Annotated in this window: 18 protein-coding genes and 2 tRNA genes; 14 read left to right on the top strand and 6 right to left on the bottom strand. The window is 74.0% G+C overall.

What is annotated here, in order from left to right; all coding sequences use genetic code 11:
- The first annotated feature begins 243 nt into the window (after window positions 1-243).
- A tRNA-Ala gene (locus tag AC0IVP_RS20355) sits at window positions 244-317 on the top strand.
- Window positions 318-331: 14 nt separating this feature from the next.
- On the opposite strand, the gene AC0IVP_RS20350 is transcribed toward AC0IVP_RS20355, so the two are convergent.
- The 4 genes from AC0IVP_RS20350 to AC0IVP_RS20335 form a co-directional block, all read right to left on the bottom strand.
- Window positions 332-1,162 (bottom strand): enoyl-CoA hydratase/isomerase family protein, encoded by an 831-nt coding sequence (locus AC0IVP_RS20350; RefSeq protein ID WP_471758969.1) that lies wholly within the window; start codon window positions 1,160-1,162, stop codon window positions 332-334.
- A 70-nt stretch (window positions 1,163-1,232) separates the two neighbouring features.
- Window positions 1,233-2,558, bottom strand: coding sequence for an MFS transporter (locus AC0IVP_RS20345; protein ID WP_471758967.1), 1,326 nt, complete (start codon window positions 2,556-2,558; stop codon window positions 1,233-1,235).
- Entirely contained in the window at window positions 2,555-3,022 is a 468-nt protein-coding gene (locus AC0IVP_RS20340) for a MarR family transcriptional regulator (RefSeq protein ID WP_471758965.1), read from the bottom strand. The genes AC0IVP_RS20345 and AC0IVP_RS20340 overlap by 4 nt, the downstream gene beginning before the upstream one ends.
- A gap of 90 nt (window positions 3,023-3,112) precedes the next feature.
- A complete protein-coding gene (locus tag AC0IVP_RS20335; protein ID WP_471758963.1) occupies window positions 3,113-4,636 on the bottom strand; it encodes a dolichyl-phosphate-mannose--protein mannosyltransferase in 1,524 nt (507 codons plus the stop codon).
- A 53-nt stretch (window positions 4,637-4,689) separates the two neighbouring features.
- Here AC0IVP_RS20335 and rsmI point away from each other — a divergent pair, with 53 nt between their 5' ends.
- Window positions 4,690-5,529 carry a 16S rRNA (cytidine(1402)-2'-O)-methyltransferase gene (gene rsmI, locus AC0IVP_RS20330; protein WP_471758961.1) on the top strand — a complete coding sequence of 280 codons (840 nt, stop codon included), beginning with the start codon at window positions 4,690-4,692 and terminating at the stop codon, window positions 5,527-5,529.
- Window positions 5,530-5,602: 73 nt separating this feature from the next.
- Here rsmI and AC0IVP_RS20325 read toward each other — a convergent pair whose 3' ends face one another.
- Window positions 5,603-6,448, bottom strand: a complete 846-nt coding sequence (locus AC0IVP_RS20325) for a DUF559 domain-containing protein (RefSeq protein WP_471758959.1) — start codon at window positions 6,446-6,448, stop codon at window positions 5,603-5,605.
- Between the two features lie 245 nt (window positions 6,449-6,693).
- The gene (gene corA, locus AC0IVP_RS20320; RefSeq protein WP_056293049.1) at window positions 6,694-7,782 is read right to left on the bottom strand and encodes a magnesium/cobalt transporter CorA; all 1,089 of its coding nucleotides are present in this window, start codon (window positions 7,780-7,782) and stop codon (window positions 6,694-6,696) included.
- A 111-nt stretch (window positions 7,783-7,893) separates the two neighbouring features.
- On the opposite strand from corA, the gene AC0IVP_RS20315 reads away from it, so the two are divergent.
- From AC0IVP_RS20315 to AC0IVP_RS20260, 12 genes are all read left to right on the top strand, one after another.
- Window positions 7,894-9,420, top strand: coding sequence for an amino acid permease (locus AC0IVP_RS20315; RefSeq protein WP_471758957.1), 1,527 nt, complete (start codon window positions 7,894-7,896; stop codon window positions 9,418-9,420).
- Window positions 9,421-9,502: 82 nt separating this feature from the next.
- Entirely contained in the window at window positions 9,503-10,168 is a 666-nt protein-coding gene (locus tag AC0IVP_RS20310) for a hypothetical protein (protein WP_471758955.1), read from the top strand.
- Between the two features lie 45 nt (window positions 10,169-10,213).
- On the top strand, window positions 10,214-12,010 hold the full coding sequence (gene metG / locus AC0IVP_RS20305) for a methionine--tRNA ligase (RefSeq protein WP_471758953.1): 1,797 nt from the start codon (window positions 10,214-10,216) through the stop codon (window positions 12,008-12,010).
- A complete protein-coding gene (locus tag AC0IVP_RS20300; protein WP_471758951.1) occupies window positions 12,007-12,873 on the top strand; it encodes a TatD family hydrolase in 867 nt (288 codons plus the stop codon). The genes metG and AC0IVP_RS20300 overlap by 4 nt, the downstream gene beginning before the upstream one ends.
- Before the next feature lie 57 nt (window positions 12,874-12,930).
- Window positions 12,931-13,770 (top strand): hypothetical protein, encoded by an 840-nt coding sequence (locus tag AC0IVP_RS20295; protein ID WP_056293032.1) that lies wholly within the window; start codon window positions 12,931-12,933, stop codon window positions 13,768-13,770.
- A 346-nt stretch (window positions 13,771-14,116) separates the two neighbouring features.
- Window positions 14,117-15,262, top strand: coding sequence for a resuscitation-promoting factor (locus tag AC0IVP_RS20290; protein ID WP_056293029.1), 1,146 nt, complete (start codon window positions 14,117-14,119; stop codon window positions 15,260-15,262).
- Window positions 15,225-16,145: a 16S rRNA (adenine(1518)-N(6)/adenine(1519)-N(6))-dimethyltransferase RsmA gene (rsmA, locus tag AC0IVP_RS20285; protein WP_471758949.1), complete on the top strand. Its 921-nt coding sequence runs from the start codon at window positions 15,225-15,227 to the stop codon at window positions 16,143-16,145. Before AC0IVP_RS20290 ends, rsmA begins: the two co-directional genes overlap by 38 nt.
- Window positions 16,146-16,149: 4 nt before the next feature.
- Window positions 16,150-17,103, top strand: coding sequence for a 4-(cytidine 5'-diphospho)-2-C-methyl-D-erythritol kinase (locus AC0IVP_RS20280; RefSeq protein WP_471758947.1), 954 nt, complete (start codon window positions 16,150-16,152; stop codon window positions 17,101-17,103).
- 73 nt (window positions 17,104-17,176) lie between these two features.
- Window positions 17,177-17,249 (top strand) — tRNA-Gln (locus AC0IVP_RS20275).
- Between the two features lie 38 nt (window positions 17,250-17,287).
- Window positions 17,288-18,784, top strand: a complete 1,497-nt coding sequence (glmU, locus tag AC0IVP_RS20270; RefSeq protein WP_471758945.1) for a bifunctional UDP-N-acetylglucosamine diphosphorylase/glucosamine-1-phosphate N-acetyltransferase GlmU — start codon at window positions 17,288-17,290, stop codon at window positions 18,782-18,784.
- Window positions 18,781-19,761: a ribose-phosphate diphosphokinase gene (locus AC0IVP_RS20265; protein WP_471758943.1), complete on the top strand. Its 981-nt coding sequence runs from the start codon at window positions 18,781-18,783 to the stop codon at window positions 19,759-19,761. Before glmU ends, AC0IVP_RS20265 begins: the two co-directional genes overlap by 4 nt.
- 167 nt (window positions 19,762-19,928) lie before the next feature.
- On the top strand, window positions 19,929-20,408 hold a 480-nt coding region (locus AC0IVP_RS20260), incomplete at its 3' end, for a 50S ribosomal protein L25/general stress protein Ctc (protein ID WP_471758941.1).

Genomic DNA, 20,408 nt, shown 5'->3' with positions numbered 1-20,408 from the left:
CCCCAGCCCAGCCTGCCGCTGGCCCCCGTGCACCCGATCCGCCCCGCCCGGGTGGTGGCGGCCCGCACCCCGGTCGCCGCCGGTTGGCAGCAGGGCGCCGTCGTCGGGCTGGACGACGAGGAGCTCGGCTTCGCCGACATCGACGTCTACCGGCCGCGCACCGCGACCGGCTGACCCGCACCCCGACACACGCGGGACCCCCTGCGGGTCCGGCGCCGGTGGACGGTAGAGTCACCGGGGCAAGGGGCTGTGGCGCAGTCCGGTAGCGCACCTCGTTCGCATCGAGGGGGTCAGGGGTTCAATTCCCCTCAGCTCCACCCCTGCTGCACAGTCAGGCCGGGCCCACCAGGGCCCGGCCTGACTGCTGTCGGGAGGGTCGACGGAAGTCCGCGGGCCGCTTCTCGGCGAATGCCCGGATGCCCTCGACGCCCTCCGGGTCGGCGGCGGACTCCACGATCAGCCGCGCCTCCTCGTCGAGCTGGTGGTCCAGGGTCGTGGTCGCCGCGCGCCGGACCAATGCCCGGGTGCGCACCATCGCCCGCACCGGCCCGGCCGCCACCTGGTGGGCCAGTGCCGTGGCCGCGGCGGTGAGCTCGGCGTCGTCCACCAAGCGGCCGACCAGGCCGAACAGGTGCGCGTCGGCGGCGGTGAGCGTGCCGTTGGTCAGCATCAGGTCCAGTGCCCGCGGCGCGCCCAGGGTGCGGGCCAGTGCCCAGGAGCTGCCGCCGTCCGGGGACAGGCCCAGCGCGCCGTAGGCGGGACGGAACTTCGTCGACCGCGCGGCGACCACCAGGTCGCAGGCCCCCACCAGGCCGACACCCGCACCGGCGACGGCGCCCTGCACCCCGGCCACCACCGGCACCGGGCAGCTGATCACGGCCCGGACGACGTCGTGCCAGCGTTGCGCGAGCGTCCCGATGAAGCCGGCCGTGTCCGCACTGGCCGCCATGCCCCGCACGTCGCCGCCCACGCAGAACCGCGGGCCCGTCCCGAGCAGCAGCACCGTCCGGGTCTCGGCAGGCCGGTGGGCGAAGGCGTGGACCAGGGCGTCGGCCAGGGCCAGGTCGATCGCGTTGCCCGCCTCGGGCCGGTCCAGGACCACCCGCCACACGTCGCCGTCCACCGCCGTGTCGACCCGTCGCGTCGTCGCGCTGCTCGTCATGGCCCGACCGTAGGGCCGCGGGCAGCACGACGCCCCCGGTCCGCGGGGACCGGGGGCGTCGGGCCGCTGCTCAGCTGTGGCGGCGGGCCAGTTCGGGCTCGACCTCCCCGTCGATGGCGGCGGGGGCGCCGCCGAACTCGTCGGCCACCTCACCGGCGACGTCCGCGGGGCTGCCGTGCTCGCTGGCCGGGTGGCCGTCCTCGTCCATCCCGGCGTCGGCCGCAGCCAGCATCCGGTGCCCGGTCGAGAGCACCGCGACCCCGGCCAGCACCGCGACGGCGGCGACGTAGAAGGGCACGTGCACGTCGAAGGCCTCGACGAGCTTGCCGGCGGCGAAGGGTGCCAGGCCGCCGCCCAGGAACCGGACGAAGCCGTAGGCAGCCGAGGCCACCGGCCGCTCGACCGGGCTGACCAGCATGACCGCCTGGGTGGTCAGGGTGTTGTTGATGCCGATGAACGCCCCCGCGACGACCACGCAGGTGATCAGCGCCCACTTCGTGTCGGTGAACAGGGCGATCAGCAGCAGGTCGACGGCGAACAGGCCGAGTGCGCCGTAGAGGCTGCGGGCGGTGCCGAAGCGGGCCTGCAGGCGCGGGGCGCCGACGACGGAGAAGAAGGCGACCAGCAGGCCCCAGCCGAAGAACACGAAGCCCAGCTGGATCGCCGACAGCTCCATCGGGAAGGGGGCGTAACCCAGCATGGTGAAGAAGCCCCAGTTGTAGAGCAGGGCGGTGACGGCCATGATCAGCAGCCCGCGGTGCCGCAGCGCCTTGAGCGGGGCCGACAGCGGGGTCTTGTGGGTCGGCGTGGGGGTCTTCTCCAGCAGGACGACGGTCGCCAGCAGCGCGATGGCCATCAGCACGGCGACGCCGAAGAACGGGCCGCGCCAGCTGATGCTGCCCAGCAGGCCGCCGACCAGCGGACCGGCCGCGATGCCCAGGCCCAGGGCCGCCTCGTAGAGCACGATCGCGCCGGCGAACCCGCCCGAGGCGCTGGCCACGATGACCGCCAACGAGGTGGCGATGAACAGCGCGTTGCCCAGGCCCCAGCCGGCCCGGAACCCGACGATGCCGCCGATGGAGTCGCTGAGGCCGGCCAGGGCGGAGAACACCACGATGACCGCCAGTCCGGTGACCAGGGTCTGCTTGGCCCCGATCCGGCTGGACACCCAGTTCGTGCCCAGCATCGCGACGGCGGTGACCACCAGGTAGCTGGTGAACAGCAGCGTCACCTGGCTCTCGCTGGCGCCCAGCTGGGTCTTCAGCGAGGGCAGGATCGGGTCGACGAGGCCGATCCCCATGAAGCTGACGACGCAGGCGAAGGCGACCGCGTACACCGCCTTGGGCTGTCCGCGCATGCTGCTGGACTGCGCGCTGGACGGGGTCGTGCTGGTCACCGGGTACCTCCGGGAGTGGGTGGGGAGCAGGGGGTGGGTCGGCACGCGGGCACGCCGGCCAGGCGGGCCAGGGCGGGCAGTGCCGCGGCGAGCGCGGCGACGTCGTCGTCCCTGAGGTCGGCGAGGGGCCCGGCCAGCCGGGCCGCCCGCTCGGTGCGGCGGCGGTCGAGGAGCTCGGCACCGGCCTCGGTCAGGCTGAGGACGACGACCCGGCCGTCGGTCGGGTCGCCGGCGCGCGCCACGAGGCCCTGACCGGTCAGCCGGGCGATCAGCGCGGTCATCGAGGGCTGGCTGACGCCCTCGGTGACGGCCAGCTCGGTGAGCCGGGCGGGCCCGGACCGCTGGAGCGTGGCCAGGGTCGCGGCGGCGGTGAGGCTGAGCTCCGTCCGGGTGCTGGTCAGCTGCCGCAGTCCGACGACGACGTCGTCCAGCTGCGCTGCGAGCTCGGCCCGGTCGACGTCCACATGTCAGTTGTACAACGCAACTATAAGAGATGCCACCGTGCCCCCCCCCCCCCCGACGCGCTCCGCACGCCGCGGGCCCCTACACGGGGATCAAAACCAGGAGGGGAACCACATGCGCTGGAGCCACTCGGCGTAGGAGAGGGGCTGGCCGACGAGCACCGGGTAGAAGAAGACGAACGTCATCGCCACGACCGCCACGTAGAGGCTGACCGCGGCCAGGCCCAGCCGGCGGTGGGCGACGGTGGCGCGGACGGGGCCCAGCACGTCCTGCAGGGCGAGGGTCACCGCGAGCACGAAGAACGGCAGCACCGGCGCCATGTAGAAGATGAACATGGTCCGCTCCAGGTTGACGAACCACGTCCCCCAGCCGGCCGCGATGGCGACGACGACGACGAGCGCGGCCGGGTCCCGACGGGCCACCAGCCGCCAGCCCAGCCACAGCACCGCCGGGGCGAAGACCAGCCAGAGCGTCGGGGTGCCGACCATCAGGATGTAGCGGACCACCTGGTCGCCGGCGGAGTCGGTGAGGCCCTGCGGGTTCCACAGCAGGATCGGGCGACCGTCGACCAGCCAGGACCAGGGCCCGGACTCCCAGGGGTGCGGCGTGGACAGGCCGTTGTGGAAGGACAACCACTCCCCGTGCATGTGCCACAGCGACCGCAGCGCGCCGGGGACGAACGGGAACGCCGTGTCCGGGTTCTGGTCGGCCCAGTGCCGGCCCTGGGAGCTCTCGCCCAGGAACCATCCGGTGAAGCTGGCCAGGTAGGTGAGGACCGGGAGCACGGCCAGCGCCCACACCGCACCGGGCAGGCCGCGCCGCAGCGCCGTGCGGGTCGGGCTGGGCACCCCGGCCTCGCGCCACGCCGCCCGGTCCCAGAACAGGCTCAGGACGGCGAAGAAGGCCAGGAAGTAGACCCCCGACCACTTCACCGACGCGGCGCAGCCGAACAGCACGCCCGCCGCGATCCGCCAGCCCCGCGGACCCAGCGCGAACCCGGTGGCCGCCCCCGTCAGGCCGGCGGTGCGTTCCCGGACCCGCTGGCGCACCCGGTCCCGGTCCACCACCAGGCACGCCACGGCGCTGACCACGAACACCTGCAGGAAGACGTCGAGCAGCCCGATCCGGCCCAGGGTGAAGGAGAAGCCGTCCAGCGCCATCAGCAGCCCGGCGACCAGGCCCAGCAGCGTCGAACCGGTCAGCCGGCGGGCCAGCCGGGTCAGCACGACGACGGCGACCGTGCCTGCCACCAGCGACGGGAACCGCCACCCGAAGCCGTCGTAGCCGAAGACCCTGATCCCGCTCGCGATCAGCCACTTGCCCAGCGGCGGGTGCACGATGAACGTGTAGCCGCGGTTGTACTCGTAGCCCCACTCGAGCATCTCGTTCGCCTCGGGCGGGTAGTACGCCTCGTCGAAGAGCAGGTCCCCCGGGTAGCTGAGGTCCCACAGCCGGCTGACGAACGTCGCGATGCCCAGCACCGCGGCCAGCACCCAGGACAGCACCCGGTCGGTGGGCAGCGCCGGGGTGAGCTGCCGCGCCGGCCGGCGCGGGCGGCGGCGGGGGACCGGCGGCGCCGCCTCGTCGTCCACCCGCTCGGGGGCCAGCAGCGCCATGGCCTGGAGGGTAGGCGGCGGGTCCGACGGCCCCGGCGTGACAGGCTCGGGGGGTGGCGGGACGACTGGTGCTGGGTGGTGCGCCGCTGGGGCAACCCGGCGACGTCGGACCGCGACTGCGTGCGGTGATGGCCGAGGCCGACGTGCTGGCCTGCGAGGACACCCGCCGGCTGCACCGGCTGGCCCAGGACCTCGAGGTCACCTTCACCGGCCGCGTCGTCACCTTCCACGAGAACGTCGAGGCCTCCCGGCTGCCCGGCCTGGTCGCCGCCATGCAGGCCGGCCAGACCGTCCTGCTGCTCACCGACGCCGGCATGCCCTCGGTCTCCGATCCCGGCTACACCCTGGTGCGGGCGGCGGTGGAGGCCGGCGTCCTGGTGACGTCGGTGCCCGGTCCCTCCGCCGTCACCACTGCGCTGGCGGTGTCCGGACTGCCCTGCGACCGGTTCACCTTCGAGGGCTTCCTGCCCCGCCGCGGCCGGCAGACCGCCTTCGCCGCGCTGGCCGCCGAGCCCCGCACGATGGTCTTCTTCGAGTCCCCCCACCGGCTCGCCGACGCCCTCGCCGACGCCGCCGCCGTGCTGGGCGAGGACCGCCCCGCCGTCGTCTGCCGGGAGCTGACCAAGACCCACGAGGAGGTCGTCCGCGGCACCCTGGGCTCGCTGGCCACCTGGGCGCAGGGCGGCGTCCGCGGCGAGATCACCCTCGTCGTCGCCGGCGCCCCCGCCGGGCCCGCGGACCTCAGCCCCGCCGAGCTCGCCGCCGAGGTCGCCCGCGAGGAAGCCGCCGGCGAGACCCGCAAGGACGCCATCCGCAACGTCGTCACCCGCACCGGGCTCCCCAAGCGCGTCGTCTTCGACGCCGTCGTCGCCGCCAAGCCCCCCACCCCCTGACCCGGCAAAGGAAGCTCTGCACCCCCTTCCGGGCTCGATCGGGGGTGCAGAGCTTCCTTTGCCGAGCGGATCCTCAGCTGGCGCGCAGCTGACGGACGCGGACCTGGTAGACGGCCAGGACCTTGGCGCGCACGGCCTCCGGGTCGCGCAGGACCTCCGCGTAGGTGAAGCGGAGCACCAACCAGCCGAGCGCGGCCAGGACCGCATCTCGGGCCAGGTCCTCGCGACGTTGCTGCGGTGAGGTGTGGAAGGCGGCGCCGTCCAGTTCGACGGCGAGCATGGCGTCCTCCCACGCCCGATCGAGGCGCCGGGTGACGCCGTCGGGACAACGGACGGCGAACTGGCCGACGCTGCGGGGCAGGGACCGGTGCCGGAAGACGGACAGGACGCCCATCGCCTCCAGCTCGCTCTGCACGCCGTCAGCGATGAGGCCGATGGTCTCGGCGAGCTGGCGGTGGCCCCCGACGTTGGGTCGCCGCGCCAGGGCCCGGACCAGCAGGTCGGGGTCCACGCCAGTGCGCCGGACGGCGTCGACCGTCGTCGGCCTGCGGACCGCCGGGGTGAGCAGCGGCCAGGCGGCGACGAGGCTGTCGGCCAGGGTCGTCACCGGCAGTCCCCGGACGAGCTGGCGGTCGTCCTCGCCGAACCGGCTGCGGCGGTGCACGCGGAGGGTGGGCGCTCCGGCATGGCGCCGCTCTTGTGCGATCGTGACGTGCACCGGTCCGTCGCCGTCGACGGCTCCGTGCACGGCCAGTGCGGTGGTGTGGCTGAGCACGACGTCACCGCCGACGCACATCAGCGCGGCGCGTAGCCGCCGGTCCCCGGCCGCGGGGTTGCCGCGGGCGGTGTAGACGTGCGGGAAGACCCGCCGCAGCCGGCCGCTCTCCACGTGGTTGTCGACGATGCTCCGGGGTGCCACGCGCAGCAGCTCCTGGCGAGTGGCGAGGCCGCCTCGGCGGACGAGCAGCGCGTCGATTGCGCGGTGGGAGGCGTCGGGCAGCACCAGCTGATGGTCGTGTCGTCGCGGCACCCGTGACCGGCCCGGCGGACATCTGTGGACAACCTCGCGGCGCCTCCATCAGCACCTCGGCATAGGAAGCTCTACACCCCCTCAACGCCTGATGAGGGGGTGTAGAGCTTCCTATGCCCCTGGGGGCGGCGGGGTCAGAGCCAGCCGCTGCGCTTGAAGCCGCGCCAGAGGAGGGTGCAGGCCACCAGCATCACGATCAGCACCAGCGGGTAGCCGAAGGTCCAGTGCAGCTCGGGCATGTGGTCGAAGTTCATGCCGTAGACGCCGGCGATGGCGGTGGGGACGGCGATGATGCCGGCCCAGGCGGAGATCTTGCGCATGTCCTCGTTGTCCGACAGCGAGGTGCGGGCCAGGGAGGCCTGCAGGATCGAGGACAGCAGCTCGTCCAGCGAGGAGATCTGGTCGCGGACCCGGATGGTGTGGTCCTGGACGTCCCGGAAGTAGGAGCGCATCTCGTCCGGCACGATCTCCACCTGCCGTTCGGACAGCGCGTGCAGCGGCAGGTCCAGCGGGGTGACGGCGCGGCGCAGCTGCATCAGCTCGCGCTTGAGCTGGTAGAGCCGCGGGATGTCGTCGGTGCGCTGCGGGGAGAACACCGAGGCCTCGAGCTCGTCGACGTCCTCCTCGACGTCGGCGGCGACCTCCACGTAGTGGTCCACGACGAGGTCGGCGACGGCGTAGAGGACCGCGGACGGGCCGTGGCAGAGCAGGTCGGGCTGCTCCTCCAGCCGGTGCCGGAGCTCGGCGAGCCCGCCGTGCTGCCCGTGCCGGACGGTGATCACGTAGCAGGCGCCCAGGAAGACCATCACCTCGCCGGTGTCCACGACCTCGCTGGTGGAGGTCAGCTGCTCGTGCTCCACGTAGGAGGCGGTCTTGAGCACCATGAACAGGGCGTCGTCGTAGCGGTCCAGCTTGGGCCGCTGGTGGGCGTAGACGGCGTCCTCGACGGCGAGCGGGTGCAGCCCGTACTCGGCGGCGATCGACTCGAACTCGGCCTCGGAGGGCTCGTGGAGCCCCAGCCAGACGAAGCCCTCCCGTTCCCGGGCGACGCGCAGGGCGTCCCGGGGCTCGACGTCGGGCACCCGGTGCCCGCCGACGTAGACCCCGCAGCCCACGACCGGGTCGCCGTCGGGGCGTCGGGGGGCGTCGTGCAGGGGGAGTCCGGCCGGTCGGGGGGTGTGCCGGGGGCGCGGCCGGGGAGCCCGCGAGTCGGTGCTGGTCATGTCTCTCCTCCGCGGCACGGTCGAGCGAGAGCGTAGGCGTGCGGGCCGGGGTGACGCGTGGCACGCTCCGCACACCACACGTGATCAACAAGCAGGGCAGGGGGAACGCACATGGCCGTCGCCAACGGCAGGCGGGTCAAGAGCGTCGAGGACTCCATCAGCGACACCGAGGAGCCCGAACACCAGCTCAAGAAGAACCTGTCCGGCCTGGACCTCACGGTCTTCGGGGTCGGCGTCATCATCGGCACGGGCATCTTCGTGCTCACCGGGGAGGTCGCCCAGACGACCACCGGTCCGGCCGTCGCCATCTCCTTCGTCATCGCCGGCATCGTCTGCGGGCTGGCCGCGCTCTGCTACGCCGAGTTCGCCTCGACCGTCCCGGTGGCCGGCTCCGCGTACACGTTCTCCTACGCCACGTTCGGTGAGCTGATCGCCTGGATCATCGGCTGGGACCTGGTCCTGGAGCTGGCCCTGGGTGCTGCCACCGTGAGCGTGGGCTGGTCGGGCTACCTCAACCAGCTGCTCAGCGACATCGGCATCGGGCTGCCCGAGTCCATCGCCGGGGAGACCGCCAGCTTCAACATCCCGGCCATGTTCATCGCCCTGCTGATGACCGGCGTGCTCATCCTGGGCATCAAGCTGTCCTCGCGGATCACCTCGATCATCGTGGCGATCAAGGTCGTCATCGTGCTGCTGGTCATCGTGGTCGGCGTCTTCTACGTCAAGGCCGCGAACTACACGCCCTTCATCCCGCCGTCGGAGCCCGCCGAGGGCGGTGGCTCGGGGCTCACCCAGCCCTTCATCCAGCTGCTCACCGGGTTCGCCCCGGCCAGCTTCGGGGTCGAGGGCGTCATCGCCGGTGCCGCGATCGTCTTCTTCGCCTTCATCGGCTTCGACATCGTCGCCACCGCCGCCGAGGAGACCAAGGACCCGGCCAAGGACCTGCCGCGCGGGATCTTCGGCTCGCTCGCCGTCTGCACCCTGCTCTACGTCCTGGTCAGCCTGGTCGTCGTCGGCATGCAGAACTACACCGAGCTGAACGCCTCCGCGCCGCTGGCCGGGGCGTTCTCCAGCGTCGGGCTGCCGTTCTTCTCCGGCATCATCTCGGTGGGCGCCCTGGCGGGCCTCACCAGCGTCGTGATGATCCTGATGCTCGGGCAGTCCCGGGTGCTGTTCGCGATGAGCCGGGACCACCTGCTGCCCCCGGGGCTGGCCAAGGTGCACCCCACCTACGGCACGCCGTACCGGATCACCCTGATCACCGGGGTCGTCGTGGCGGTCATGGCCGGGCTGATCCCGCTGGGCACGCTGGCCGAGCTGGTCAACATCGGCACCCTGTTCGCCTTCGTGCTGGTCTCGGTCGGCGTCGTGGTCCTGCGCCGCACCCGCCCGGACCTGCCCCGGGCCTTCCGGGTGCCGCTGATGCCGGTCATCCCCATCGTCGCGGCGCTGGCCAGCTTCTACCTGATGCTGAACCTGCCCACCGACACCTGGATCCGCTTCGCGGTGTGGATGGGCCTGGGCGTCGTCGTCTACTACGCCTACGGACGGCGGCACAGCCGGCTGGCCAAGGGCGGCGACCACGACCACAGCGTGGAGACCGGCGACGGCACCGTCGGGCAGGGCCACCAGCGCTGAGGCCCGGACGGCTCCCACGACGGGGCGACCGCGCACGTGACGACCTGACCAGTGACCACCCGTCACCGGTCAGGGGGCCCCGATGGCCAGCACAGCAGTCTGGGAGGACACCGCCGCGCTCCCGCGCGTCGTGGTCCGCACGCTCCCGCGCGCCCGGACGACGGGCCGCCGCCGCCCGCCGCCGGTCGTGCTGGCCGCCGGCACGCTGGCGGTGCTGGAGGCCGTCGGGCTGCTCGCGCTGGGTCTGACCTCCCTGGACGTCGTCTGGGGCACGGGCCTGCGCCCGCCCGGCCAGCTCGTCGCGCTCACCCTGCTGCTGCTGGCCGGGTGGGTCGTGCTGGCCGCCGGCGGGGGAGCGGGCCTGGTCGACGGCACCGGGTCCCGGCTGCTCGTCGGCGTCGCCGTCGGCGAGCTGGCCCTGCTCGGGGTCCTGCTGGTCGCCGGCGTCGGCGGCGCCGTCGTCCCCGACGTCGGCGTCGGCGGGGTCGCCCTGCCCGTCCCCGGACTGGCGTTGCTGGCCAGCTCCGTCCCGCTCGCCAAGCTGGCACTGGGCACCAGCCCCGCGGCCCGCGCCTGGACCGCCGGCAGTGCGGCAGCCGTCCGGGCCCCCCGCCCGCCGGTCCCGCACCGGGCCGTCCGCGCGGCGACCCTGGCCGGCATCGGTCTCGCACTCACCGCCGTCGCCGTCCTGGGCTCCCCGGCACCGGACGTCGCGCCGGCCCCGAGCGGCACCAGCACCGCCCCCTGACCGGCGCCCGGATCCCGGTGGACGGCGATCCGTAGGCTCGGGAGCGTGACTGACCGGCACATCCTCACCGCCGTCGCCTGGCCCTACGCCAACGGCCCGCGGCACATCGGGCACGTCTCGGGCTTCGGCGTCCCCTCCGACGTCTTCAGCCGCTACCACCGGATGGCCGGGGACCGGGTGCTGATGGTGAGCGGCACCGACGAGCACGGCACGCCGATCACCGTCGCGGCCGACGCCGAGGGCGTCACCCCACAGGAGATCGCCGACCGGAACAACCGGGTGATCGTCGACGACCTGACCGGCCTGGGGCTCAGCTACGACCTGTTCACCCGGACGACGACGGCCAACCACGCCGCGGTCAGCCAGGAGATCTTCCTGGGGCTGCTGAAGAACGGCTACGTCTTCCCGCAGACGACGCTGGGCGCGATCAGCCCCTCCACCGGCCGCACGCTGCCCGACCGCTACATCGAGGGCACCTGCCCGATCTGCGGCTTCGACGGTGCGCGCGGCGACCAGTGCGACAACTGCGGCAACCAGCTCGACCCGGTCGACCTGGTCAACCCGGTCTCCAAGATCAACGGCGAGACGCCGAAGTTCGTGGAGAGCGAGCACTGGTTCCTGGACCTGCCGGCCTTCGCCAAGGCGCTGGGGGACTGGCTGGGCACCCGCAAGAGCTGGCGTCCCAACGTCCTGAACTTCAGCGTCAACCTGCTGGCCGACCTCAAGCCGCGCAGCTACACCCGCGACATCGACTGGGGGGTGCGCGTCCCGCTGCCGGACTGGCAGGACCGCGGTGACAAGCGCATCTACGTCTGGTTCGACGCCGTCGTGGGCTACCTGTCGGCGTCCATCGAGTGGGCCCGCCGGTCCGGTGACCCCGAGGCCTGGCGGCAGTGGTGGCAGTCCCCGGACTCCGACGCCTACTACTTCATGGGCAAGGACAACATCGTCTTCCACTCCGAGATCTGGCCCGCCCAGCTGCTCGGCTACAACGGCGAGGCCGCCAAGGGCGGGACGCCGGGGTCCTACGGGCGCCTGAACCTGCCCACCGAGGTGGTGTCGAGTGAGTTCCTGACCATGGAGGGCAAGAAGTTCTCCTCCTCGCGCCGGGTGGTCATCTACGTCAAGGACTTCCTGGCCCGCTACGACGCCGACGCGCTGCGCTACTTCATCGCCGTCGCCGGTCCGGAGAACCAGGACACCGACTTCACCTGGGCGGAGTTCCTGCGCCGCAACAACGACGAGCTCGTCGCCGGCTGGGGCAACCTGGTCAACCGGTCGATCTCGATGGCGGCCAAGAACGTGGGCGCGATCCCGCAGCCCGGTGACCTGACCGACGCCGACCGGGCCCTGCTGGCCACCACCTCCGGCGCCTTCGCGCCGGTCGGGGAGCTGCTGGGCCGCAACCGGCAGAAGGCCGCCGTCAACGAGGCCATGCGGGTCGTCGGCGAGGCCAACAAGTACCTGTCCGACCAGGCGCCGTGGAAGCTCAAGGAGGACCCGGCCCGCCGGGACTCGGTGCTGTTCACCGCCCTGCAGGCGATCAAGGACTGCAACGGGCTGCTGTCCCCGTTCCTGCCGCACTCGGCCCAGCAGGTGCACGAGCTGCTCGGCGGGGAGGGCGTCTGGTCCGTGGCGCCGCGGGTCGAGGAGGTCACCGACCTCGACGACGGCCGGCCCTACCCGGTCATCACCGGGGACTACGGCACCGGTCAGGCCGTCTGGCAGTCCGTGCCGATCGTGCCGGGGACGCCGCTGTCGGCCCCCAAGCCGGTCTTCACCAAGCTGGACCCATCGATCGTGGAGGAGGAGCTGGCCCGGTTCGCGGAGGGGTCCGAGTGAGCCGGTCGGCGTCCTCGCGGGCCAACCGGCGGGGTGAGCCGCCGCCGTCCCCGGAGCCGCTGCCGGCGCCCGCGCTGGACAGCCACACCCACCTCGACATCGCCGTCGGCGGGGAGGGCCGGACGCCCACCGACGCCGAGGTGGACGACGAGATCGCCGCCGCGGCCGCCGTCGGGGTGACCCGGCTGGTGCAGGTGGGGGTCGACGTCGCCAGCTCGCAGTGGTCGGCGGCGCTGGCGGAGCGGCACCCCTCGGTGCTGGCCGCGGTCGCCCTGCACCCCAACGAGGCCGGGGACGGCGCGGCCACCCCGGAGGCGCTGGCCGAGATCGACCGGCTGGCCGCGCTGCCCCGGGTGCGCGCGGTGGGGGAGACCGGCCTGGACCGGTACCGCACCGGCGAGGACGGTTGGGCCGCGCAGGAGGAGTCCTTCCGGGCGCACATCCGCATCGCCAAGCGGCACGGCATCGCGCTGGTCATCCACGACCGGGACGCCCACGCCGAGGTGCTCCGGGTGCTCGACGACGAGGGCCCGCCCGAGCACACCGTCTTCCACTGCTTCTCCGGGGACGCCGCCTTCGCCCGGCAGTGCCTGGACCGCGGCGCCGTGCTGTCCTTCGCCGGCACGCTGACCTTCGCCAACGCCGGCTACCTGCGCGAGGCCGCCGCCCTGGCCCCGGTCGACCAGGTGCTGGTCGAGACCGACAGCCCGTTCCTCACCCCCGTCCCGCACCGGGGGCGCCCCAACGGCTCCCGGCTGGTGCCGCTGACCGTCCGGGCGCTGGCCGAGGTCACCGGGGTCGGGCTCGGCCAGCTGTGCGACACCCTGACCGCCACCGGGGAGCGCGTCTTCGGCCGGTGGTGAGGGCGGTGGTGAGGGCGCACGTGGCACCGGTGCCCTCGACAGGGGGACACTGACCCCGTGGGTCGCCTCATCGCCGTCGTGCTGTTCATCGCCGTGATGGTGCCCGCCGGGCTGTTGGCCCGCGGCTGGGCCCGGGCGACCGACCGTCGGGTCGTCGCCGGCGGCGGGGTGGAGCTGGTGCCGCCCTCCGAGGAGGGTGCCGCGGTGCTCGCCCGGCAGGCCCGGCACGGCCGCCGGGTCCGCCAGCTGGGCTTCGGGCTCGGCCTGGTCGCGGTGGTGGCCAGCGTCGTGCTCTTCGCGGAGGCCTCGGTCTTCCTCTGGCTGCCCGCGCTGGTGGTGGGGCTCCTGCTGGGCGTGCTGCTGGCCGAGGCCACCCGCCCCCGGCCGCGGTGGGCGCTGTCCTCCCCGGCCCGCCGTCCCCGGCGGGGGGACCAGGTCTCCCCGTGGCTGCTGTGGAGCGCCCGCGGTGCCGTGGTCGGCGAGCTCGCCGCGGCCGCGCTGCTGTGGCGGGCCGACAGCCTGGACGGCGGGGTCGCCACGGTGGCGCTCGTCGTGCCGGCGGCGGCCTGGCTGCTGGCCGAGGTGGCCCTGCTGCGGGTGTTGGTCCGGCCGCTCGCGGCCGAGGGGGCCGACGTCCCGGTCGACGAGGCGCTGCGCACCTGGACCGCCCACCTGGTGACGGCGGCCGTGAGCGTCGTGGCGCTGCTCCCGCTGGGGGCGCTGCTGCTGCTGGCCGGGGTGGACCTGGGGGACCGGGTGACCGACGGGGTCGACCTGCTGCCGGTGGCGCTGGTGGCCGGGGGGTTCTCCACGATCACCGCCGGCCTGGCCGTGGCCGGGTTCCTGCTGACCTGGCTGAAGCCGGTGCGCCACACCGCGCCCGCCCTCGCCGGCTGACCGCACCGCCCGCGGAGGGGTCCGGCGTCACAGGGTGGCGCTCGACACAGGCCCGGACCCCACTCGCCCCACGCTCACCAGCGTGGACGTGACGCGTGGTGTCGGCGTGGCGACCGCTTGTCGACTCGGAGACCTGCTTTCCTGAGTCGGCAGCATTGTCTTCCGTGCCAGGTTCGTTATCGTGTCGTGACCGACCAGTCGGGGTGGGGAACACCCGGACGGCGCCCGCTCCCCGCGGGCGCAGCCGTCGGACACCGCGTCGCAGGTCCCTCCGGGGACACGTGCGCGCCGGGTCCGGGGCACGCCCGCGTTCCCCTGCCCGGACCCCGTGACCCGTGGATGTGTTGTGCGCCGTTCCCTGAAGCTCAGTCTCTTCGCCCTCGTGCTCGTGGGCCTGCTGGGCGGCTCGTTCGCCTACGTCCTGGCCCAGAAGTCGGTGACGCTCACCGTCGACGGCGAGTCCCGCGAGGTCAGCACCTACGCCTCGACCGCCGGTGAGCTGCTCGCCGACGAGGGCCTCGAGGTCGCCTCGGCCGACGTCGTCCTGCCCTCGGGTGACGCCGAGGTCGCCGACGGCGACACCGTCGTGCTGTCCCGGGCCCGCCCGCTGGAGCTGACGGTGGACGGCGTGACCCGCGAGGTCACCACCACCGCGCTGTCGGTGGACGAGGCGCTGGAGCAGCTGGGCTACCGCGACCAGGACCTGGTCCTGTCGGCCTCGCGCAGCGAGCGCCTGCCCCTGGACGGGATGGCGCTGTCGGTGTCGACCCCCAAGGACGTCACCGTGATCGCCGACGGCGCCAGCCAGACCGTCACCACCACCGCGGCCACCGCCGGCGACCTGCTCGCCGAGCGCGGCCTCACCCTGGCCGGGACCGACCGGATGAGCCTCTACCCGACCGCGCCCCTGCTGGACCGGATGGTCCTGCAGGTGTGGCGCGTGCAGGTCAGCGAGGTCACCGAGACCCAGGTCGTGGACTACCAGACCGTGCAGACCGAGGACCCGGAGAGCCCCCGTGGCCGCGAGACGGTCACCACCGAGGGCGTCGAGGGCGAGCAGGCCGTCGTCTACACCGTCACGGTGACCGACGGCGTGGAGACCAGCCGGGTGCAGTCCAGCGTCACCGTGACCCGCGCCCCGGTCGACGAGCAGGTCAGCATCGGCACCCAGGTGCCCGCGGCCCCGGCCCCGGCCGCCGCCGCGGCCCCCGCCGAGGGCGGCAACACCGGCGCCTCGGCCCCGGCGTCCGGGAGCGGGCTGGACTGGGACGCCCTGGCGCAGTGCGAGGCCGGTGGCAACTGGTCGATCAACACCGGCAACGGCTACTACGGCGGGCTGCAGTACAACATCTCGACGTGGAACGCCTACGGCGGTCAGGACTTCGCCTCCCGGCCGGACCTCGCCACCCGCGAGCAGCAGATCGCCGTCGGCGAGCGGACCTACGCCGCCCGCGGTGCCTCCCCGTGGCCCTCCTGCGGCCGCCGGCTCTGATGCAGCAGGACCGCTGAGCACCACCCCCGACGTCGGGGACGGGCTGCTGGGCCCGGCTGCGATCCGCAGCCTGGCCCAGCAGCTCGACCTGCGTCCGACCAAGCAGCTCGGGCAGAACTTCCTGCACGACGCCAACACCATCCGCCGGATCGTGCGGACCGCGCAGCTGCGGCCCGACGACGTGGTCTGCGAGATCGGCCCCGGGCTGGGCTCGCTGACCCTGGGCCTGCTCCCGGCGGCCGCGCACGTCACCGCCGTGGAGGTCGACCCCCGGCTGGCACAGCTGCTGCCCTCGACGGTCGCCGAGCGGACCCCGGGGCTGGCCGACCGGCTGACCGTCGTCACCGCGGACGCCATGAAGGTGACCGAGCTGCCCGGCCCGGCGCCCACCGCGCTGGTCGCCAACCTGCCCTACAACATCTCGGTCCCGGTCCTGCTGCAGCTGCTGGAGCGGTTCCCGACGATCCGCACCGCGCTGGTGCTGGTGCAGCTCGAGGTCGCCGACCGGCTCGCCGCCGCCCCCGGCACCGACGCCTACGGCGTCCCCAGCGTCAAGGCCGCCTGGTACGCCGAGGTCACGCGGGCCGGCGCCGTGGGCCGGCCGGTCTTCTGGCCGGTGCCCAACGTGGACTCGGGCCTGGTCCGGCTCACCCGCCGCGAGCCGCCCGCCGGCGACCGGGCGGCCACCTTCGCCGTCGTGGACGCCGCCTTCGCCACCCGCCGCAAGGGGCTGCGGGCCGCCCTCGCCGGTTGGGCCGGCAGCCCGGCCGCCGCCGAGGTCCGGCTGCGGGCCGCGGGCATCGACCCGACCTGGCGGGGCGAGCGGCTCTCGGTCACCGACTTCGCCCGCCTCGCGGCCACCGATCCCGTCCCGGCGGGCTGACCCGGTGACCAGGACGTCGGCCGGACCGGGCCGCATCGCCGGGGACGGGTCGGTCGCCGCGCACGCCCCCGCCAAGGTCAACGTGCACCTGGCCGTCGGCCCGCTGCGGGCCGACGGCTTCCACGAGCTGACCACGGTCTACCTGGCCGTCTCGCTGCTGGACACCGTCACCGTGCGCCCGGGGGAGGGCCTGTCCCTGACCGTGGCTGGGGAGGGTGCAGCCGACGGCGCCGTCCCCACCGACGCCCGGAACCTGGTGTGGCGGGCGGCCCTGCTGCTGGCCGCCCACGCCGGCGTCCCGGCCGACGCCGCCATGCACGTGGACAAGACCATCCCGGCCGCCGCAGGGCTGGCCGGGGGCTCCGCCGACGCCGCGGCCGCGCTGGTCGCCCTGGACGCGCTCTGGGGCACCCGGGCGACGCGCGGGGACCTGTCGGAGCTGGCCGCGGAGCTGGGCAGCGACGTCCCGTTCAGCCTGCACGGCGGGGTGGCGCTGGGCACCGGCCGCGGCGAGCTGCTCTCGCCGGTGCTGGCCCGCCGGCGGACCGACTGGGTCCTGGGCATCGCCGGGGAGGGCCTGTCCACCCCGACGGTGTACCGCGAGCTGGACCGGTTGCGTGAGGAGGGCCGGGTGCCCGCCGTGTCGGCGGCCGGGACGCCGGACGCGGTCCTCACGGCCCTGCGCAGCGGACCGGCGGACGCGCTGGCCGCCGAACTGGCCAACGACCTGCAGGCTCCCGCCGTGGGGCTGCGGCCCGAGCTGCGCCGGGGGCTGCGGGCGGTCACCGACGCCGGAGCGCTGGCCGGCCTGGTGAGCGGCTCGGGGCCCACGGTCGCCGGTCTCGTCGCCGACGAGGACGCCGCGGCGCAGGTGGCCGCGACGCTGTCCGGGGACGGCGTCTTCCGGGCCGTCCGGGCGGTGCACGGGCCGGTGCCCGGGGCCCGGCTGGTCGGGTGAGCGTCGTCCCCGTGCTCGCCGCAGGCGCACCCGCGCCCTAGTCTCGGACCTGCTCCCGGCCCGGCCGGGGCAGTGGGGGATGGGGTAATCGGCAGCCCGCCGGCCTTTGGAGCCGTGCAGTCTCGGTTCGAGTCCGAGTCCCCCAGCTGGTGACCGTCGTCCCCGTCGTTGGAGGAACCCCCGCGTGAGCTCCCCGGAACCGTCCGTCCCCCCGACCGGCGGCGTCGTCGCCGCCGTCGTCGTCCTGGCCGCCGGACAGGGCACCCGGATGCGCTCGCGCCGTCCCAAGGTGCTGCACGCCCTCGGCGGGCGGTCGATGCTCGGGCACGTGCTCGCCGCGGCCGCCCCGCTCGGTGCCGGCCAGACCGTGGTCGTCGTCGGCTCGGGCCGGCACCAGGTCGAGGAGCACCTGGCCCGGATCGCCCCGCTGGCGCTGCCCGTCGTGCAGGAGCAGCAGAACGGCTCCGGCCACGCGGCGGCCGTGGCGCTGGACGCCGTCCCCGGGCTGGCCGGCCCGGTGCTCATCGTCAACGGCGACGCCCCGCTGCTGCGGGTCTCCACCGTGCAGGACCTGGTGCAGGCGCACCGGGACGCCGGTGACGTGCTGACCGTGTTGACCGCATCGGTGCCCGACCCCACCGGTCTGGGTCGGATCGTGCGCGACGACGCCGGCCGGGTCACCGCCATCGTCGAGGAGCGCGACGCCACCCCCGAGCAGCGGACGATCACCGAGGTCAACGCCGGGGTCTACGTCGGGGACGCGCAGGCCGTGCGGGAGGCGCTGACCCGGGTCGGGGCCGCCAACGACCAGGGGGAGCAGTACCTGACCGACGTGCTCGGTCTGCTCGTCGGCGACGGCGCCCCGGTCGGCGGCCACCGTGCCGCCGACGCCGACGACACCCTGGGCTGCAACGACCAGCGGGAGCTCGCCGCCCGCCGCCGCACGCTCAACGACCGGGTCCTCGACGACCTGATGCGCGGCGGGGTCACGGTCGTGGACCCCGACACCACCTGGGTCGACGTCACCGTCGAGGTCGCCGCCGACGCCGTCCTCCAGCCGGGCACCCAGCTGCTGGGTGCCACCACGGTGGCGACCGGTGCGGTCGTCGGGCCCGACAGCACGCTGACCGACTGCGAGGTGGGCGAGGGCGCCCGCGTCGTGCGCACCCACGCCGAGCTCGCCGTCGTCGGACCGGACGTGTCGGTGGGCCCCTTCGCCTACCTGCGGCCGGGCACCCGGCTGGCCCGCGGCTCGAAGGTGGGCACGTTCGTGGAGACCAAGAACGCCACCCTGGGCGAGGGGTCGAAGATCCCGCACCTGTCCTACGTCGGGGACGCGACCATCGGCGAGGGCACGAACATCGGTGCGGCCACCGTCTTCGTCAACTACGACGGCGTCGCCAAGCACCACACGACGATCGGCAGCCACGCGCGCACCGGTGCCGACAACATGTTCGTCGCCCCGGTCACGGTGGGGGACGGCGCCTACACCGCGGCGGGTTCGGTGATCACCGCCGACGTCCCGCCGGGGGCCATGGGCGTGGCCCGGGCCACTCAGCGCAATGTGACAGGCTGGGTCGACCGCCGCCGTCCCGGGACGCCTGCCGCCGCAGCCGCGGCAGCCGCAGCCCGGACCGCGGCCGCGGACAGCACCGACGAGCGGCAGGGGCCCCCCGCATGAGCGCCATCACCCAGACGCCCACCAAGAGCCTGATGCTCTTCTCCGGCCGGGCGTACCCCGAGCTGGCCGAGGAGATCGGCGGCTACCTGGGCGTACCCCCGACGCCGACCTCGAGCTACGAGTTCGCCAACGGCGAGCTCTACGTCCGCTTCGAGGAGTCCGTCCGCGGGTCCGACGCCTTCATCGTGCAGAGCCACACCTCGCCGATCAACACCTGGCTGATGGAGTCGCTGCTGATGGTGGACGCCGCCAAGCGCGCCTCGGCCAAGCGGATCACCGTCGTCGCCCCGTTCTTCCCCTACGCCCGGCAGGACAAGAAGCACCGCGGCCGCGAGCCCATCTCCGCCCGCCTGGTCGCCGACCTGTTCAAGACCGCAGGCGCCGACCGGCTGATGTCGGTGGACCTGCACACCGCGCAGGTGCAGGGCTTCTTCGACGGCCCCGTCGACCACCTCTTCGCGATGGACCTGCTCATCGAGGAGGTCAAGCGCAAGTGGGGCGACCGCGACCTCACCGTCGTCTCGCCCGACTCCGGGCGCGTCCGGGTCTCCGAGCGCTGGTCGGACAAGCTCGGCGGCACCCCGCTGGCCTTCATCCACAAGACCCGCGACATGACCCGCCCCAACGAGGTCGTCGCCAACCGCGTCGTCGGTGACGTGCGTGGCCGGGTCTGCATCCTGGTCGACGACATGATCGACACCGGCGGCACGATCGTGAAGGCCGCCGAGACGCTCTTCGCCGAGGGCGCTGCCGACGTCGTCATCGCCGCCACGCACGGCGTGCTGTCGGGCCCGGCGGTCGACCGGCTGAAGAACAGCCGGGCGTCGGAGGTGCTGATCACCAACACGCTGCCGATCCCGGACGAGCGGCGCTTCGACAAGCTGACCGTGCTGTCCATCGCCCCGCTGCTGGCCCGGGCGATCCGCGAGGTCTTCGAGGACGGCTCGGTCACCAGCCTCTTCGACGGCGCCAGCTGAAGGCACCGGCGGGCGCGTGCGCCCGCCGGTGTAGTCTGGCCAGCGTTGCCCGGCGAGGGAGGCGGACCCGTGTCCGCACTCCGTGATCGACGTGCGTGTGCCCCTCCCGGGCGTGCCGCGCCGCCCCGCCGGCCGCAGACCCGGATCTACTGAGGAGCACACCCACCGTGGCCGACTTCCGCCTCGCCGCCGAGCCCCGCACCGAGTTCGGCAAGGGCAGCGCCCGCCGCACCCGTCGTGCCGGCCGCGTCCCCGCCGTCCTGTACGGGCACGGCCAGGCCGTCCAGCACCTGTCCCTCCCGGCGCGCGAGTTCGCTGCGGCGCTGCGCAACGGCGGCACCAACGTGCTGCTGACCGTGACCCTCGAGGGCACCGAGCACCTGGCGCTGACCAAGTCCATCCAGCGGGACCCGCTGACCCGCGTCCACGAGCACGTGGACCTGCTGATCGTCCGTCGCGGCGAGAAGGTCACCGTCGACATCCCGATCATCACCACCGGCGACGTCGCGCCCGAGACGATCATCAACTTCGAGCTGAACACCATCTCGATCGAGGTCCCGGCCACGTCGATCCCCGAGAACATCGAGGTCGACATCTCCGGCCGCGCCGCGGGCGAGGGCTTCGCCGCCGCCGACCTGCCGCTGCCC

Source organism: Klenkia sp. AC732, from assembly GCF_979256525.1.
This window is presented reverse-complemented; position numbering and strand designations above follow the sequence as displayed.

What these genes read in the sequence shown, in the direction of transcription:
- AC0IVP_RS20350 (WP_471758969.1), bottom strand. Translation starts at nt 1,162, where the DNA reads ATGACGAGCAGCGCGACGACGCGACGGGTCGACACGGCGGTGGACGGC.
- AC0IVP_RS20335 (WP_471758963.1), bottom strand. Translation starts at nt 4,636, where the DNA reads ATGGCGCTGCTGGCCCCCGAGCGGGTGGACGACGAGGCGGCGCCGCCG.
- corA (WP_056293049.1), bottom strand. Translation starts at nt 7,782, where the DNA reads ATGACCAGCACCGACTCGCGGGCTCCCCGGCCGCGCCCCCGGCACACC.
- AC0IVP_RS20315 (WP_471758957.1), top strand. Translation starts at nt 7,894, where the DNA reads ATGGCCGTCGCCAACGGCAGGCGGGTCAAGAGCGTCGAGGACTCCATC.
- AC0IVP_RS20310 (WP_471758955.1), top strand. Translation starts at nt 9,503, where the DNA reads ATGGCCAGCACAGCAGTCTGGGAGGACACCGCCGCGCTCCCGCGCGTC.
- AC0IVP_RS20265 (WP_471758943.1), top strand. Translation starts at nt 18,781, where the DNA reads ATGAGCGCCATCACCCAGACGCCCACCAAGAGCCTGATGCTCTTCTCC.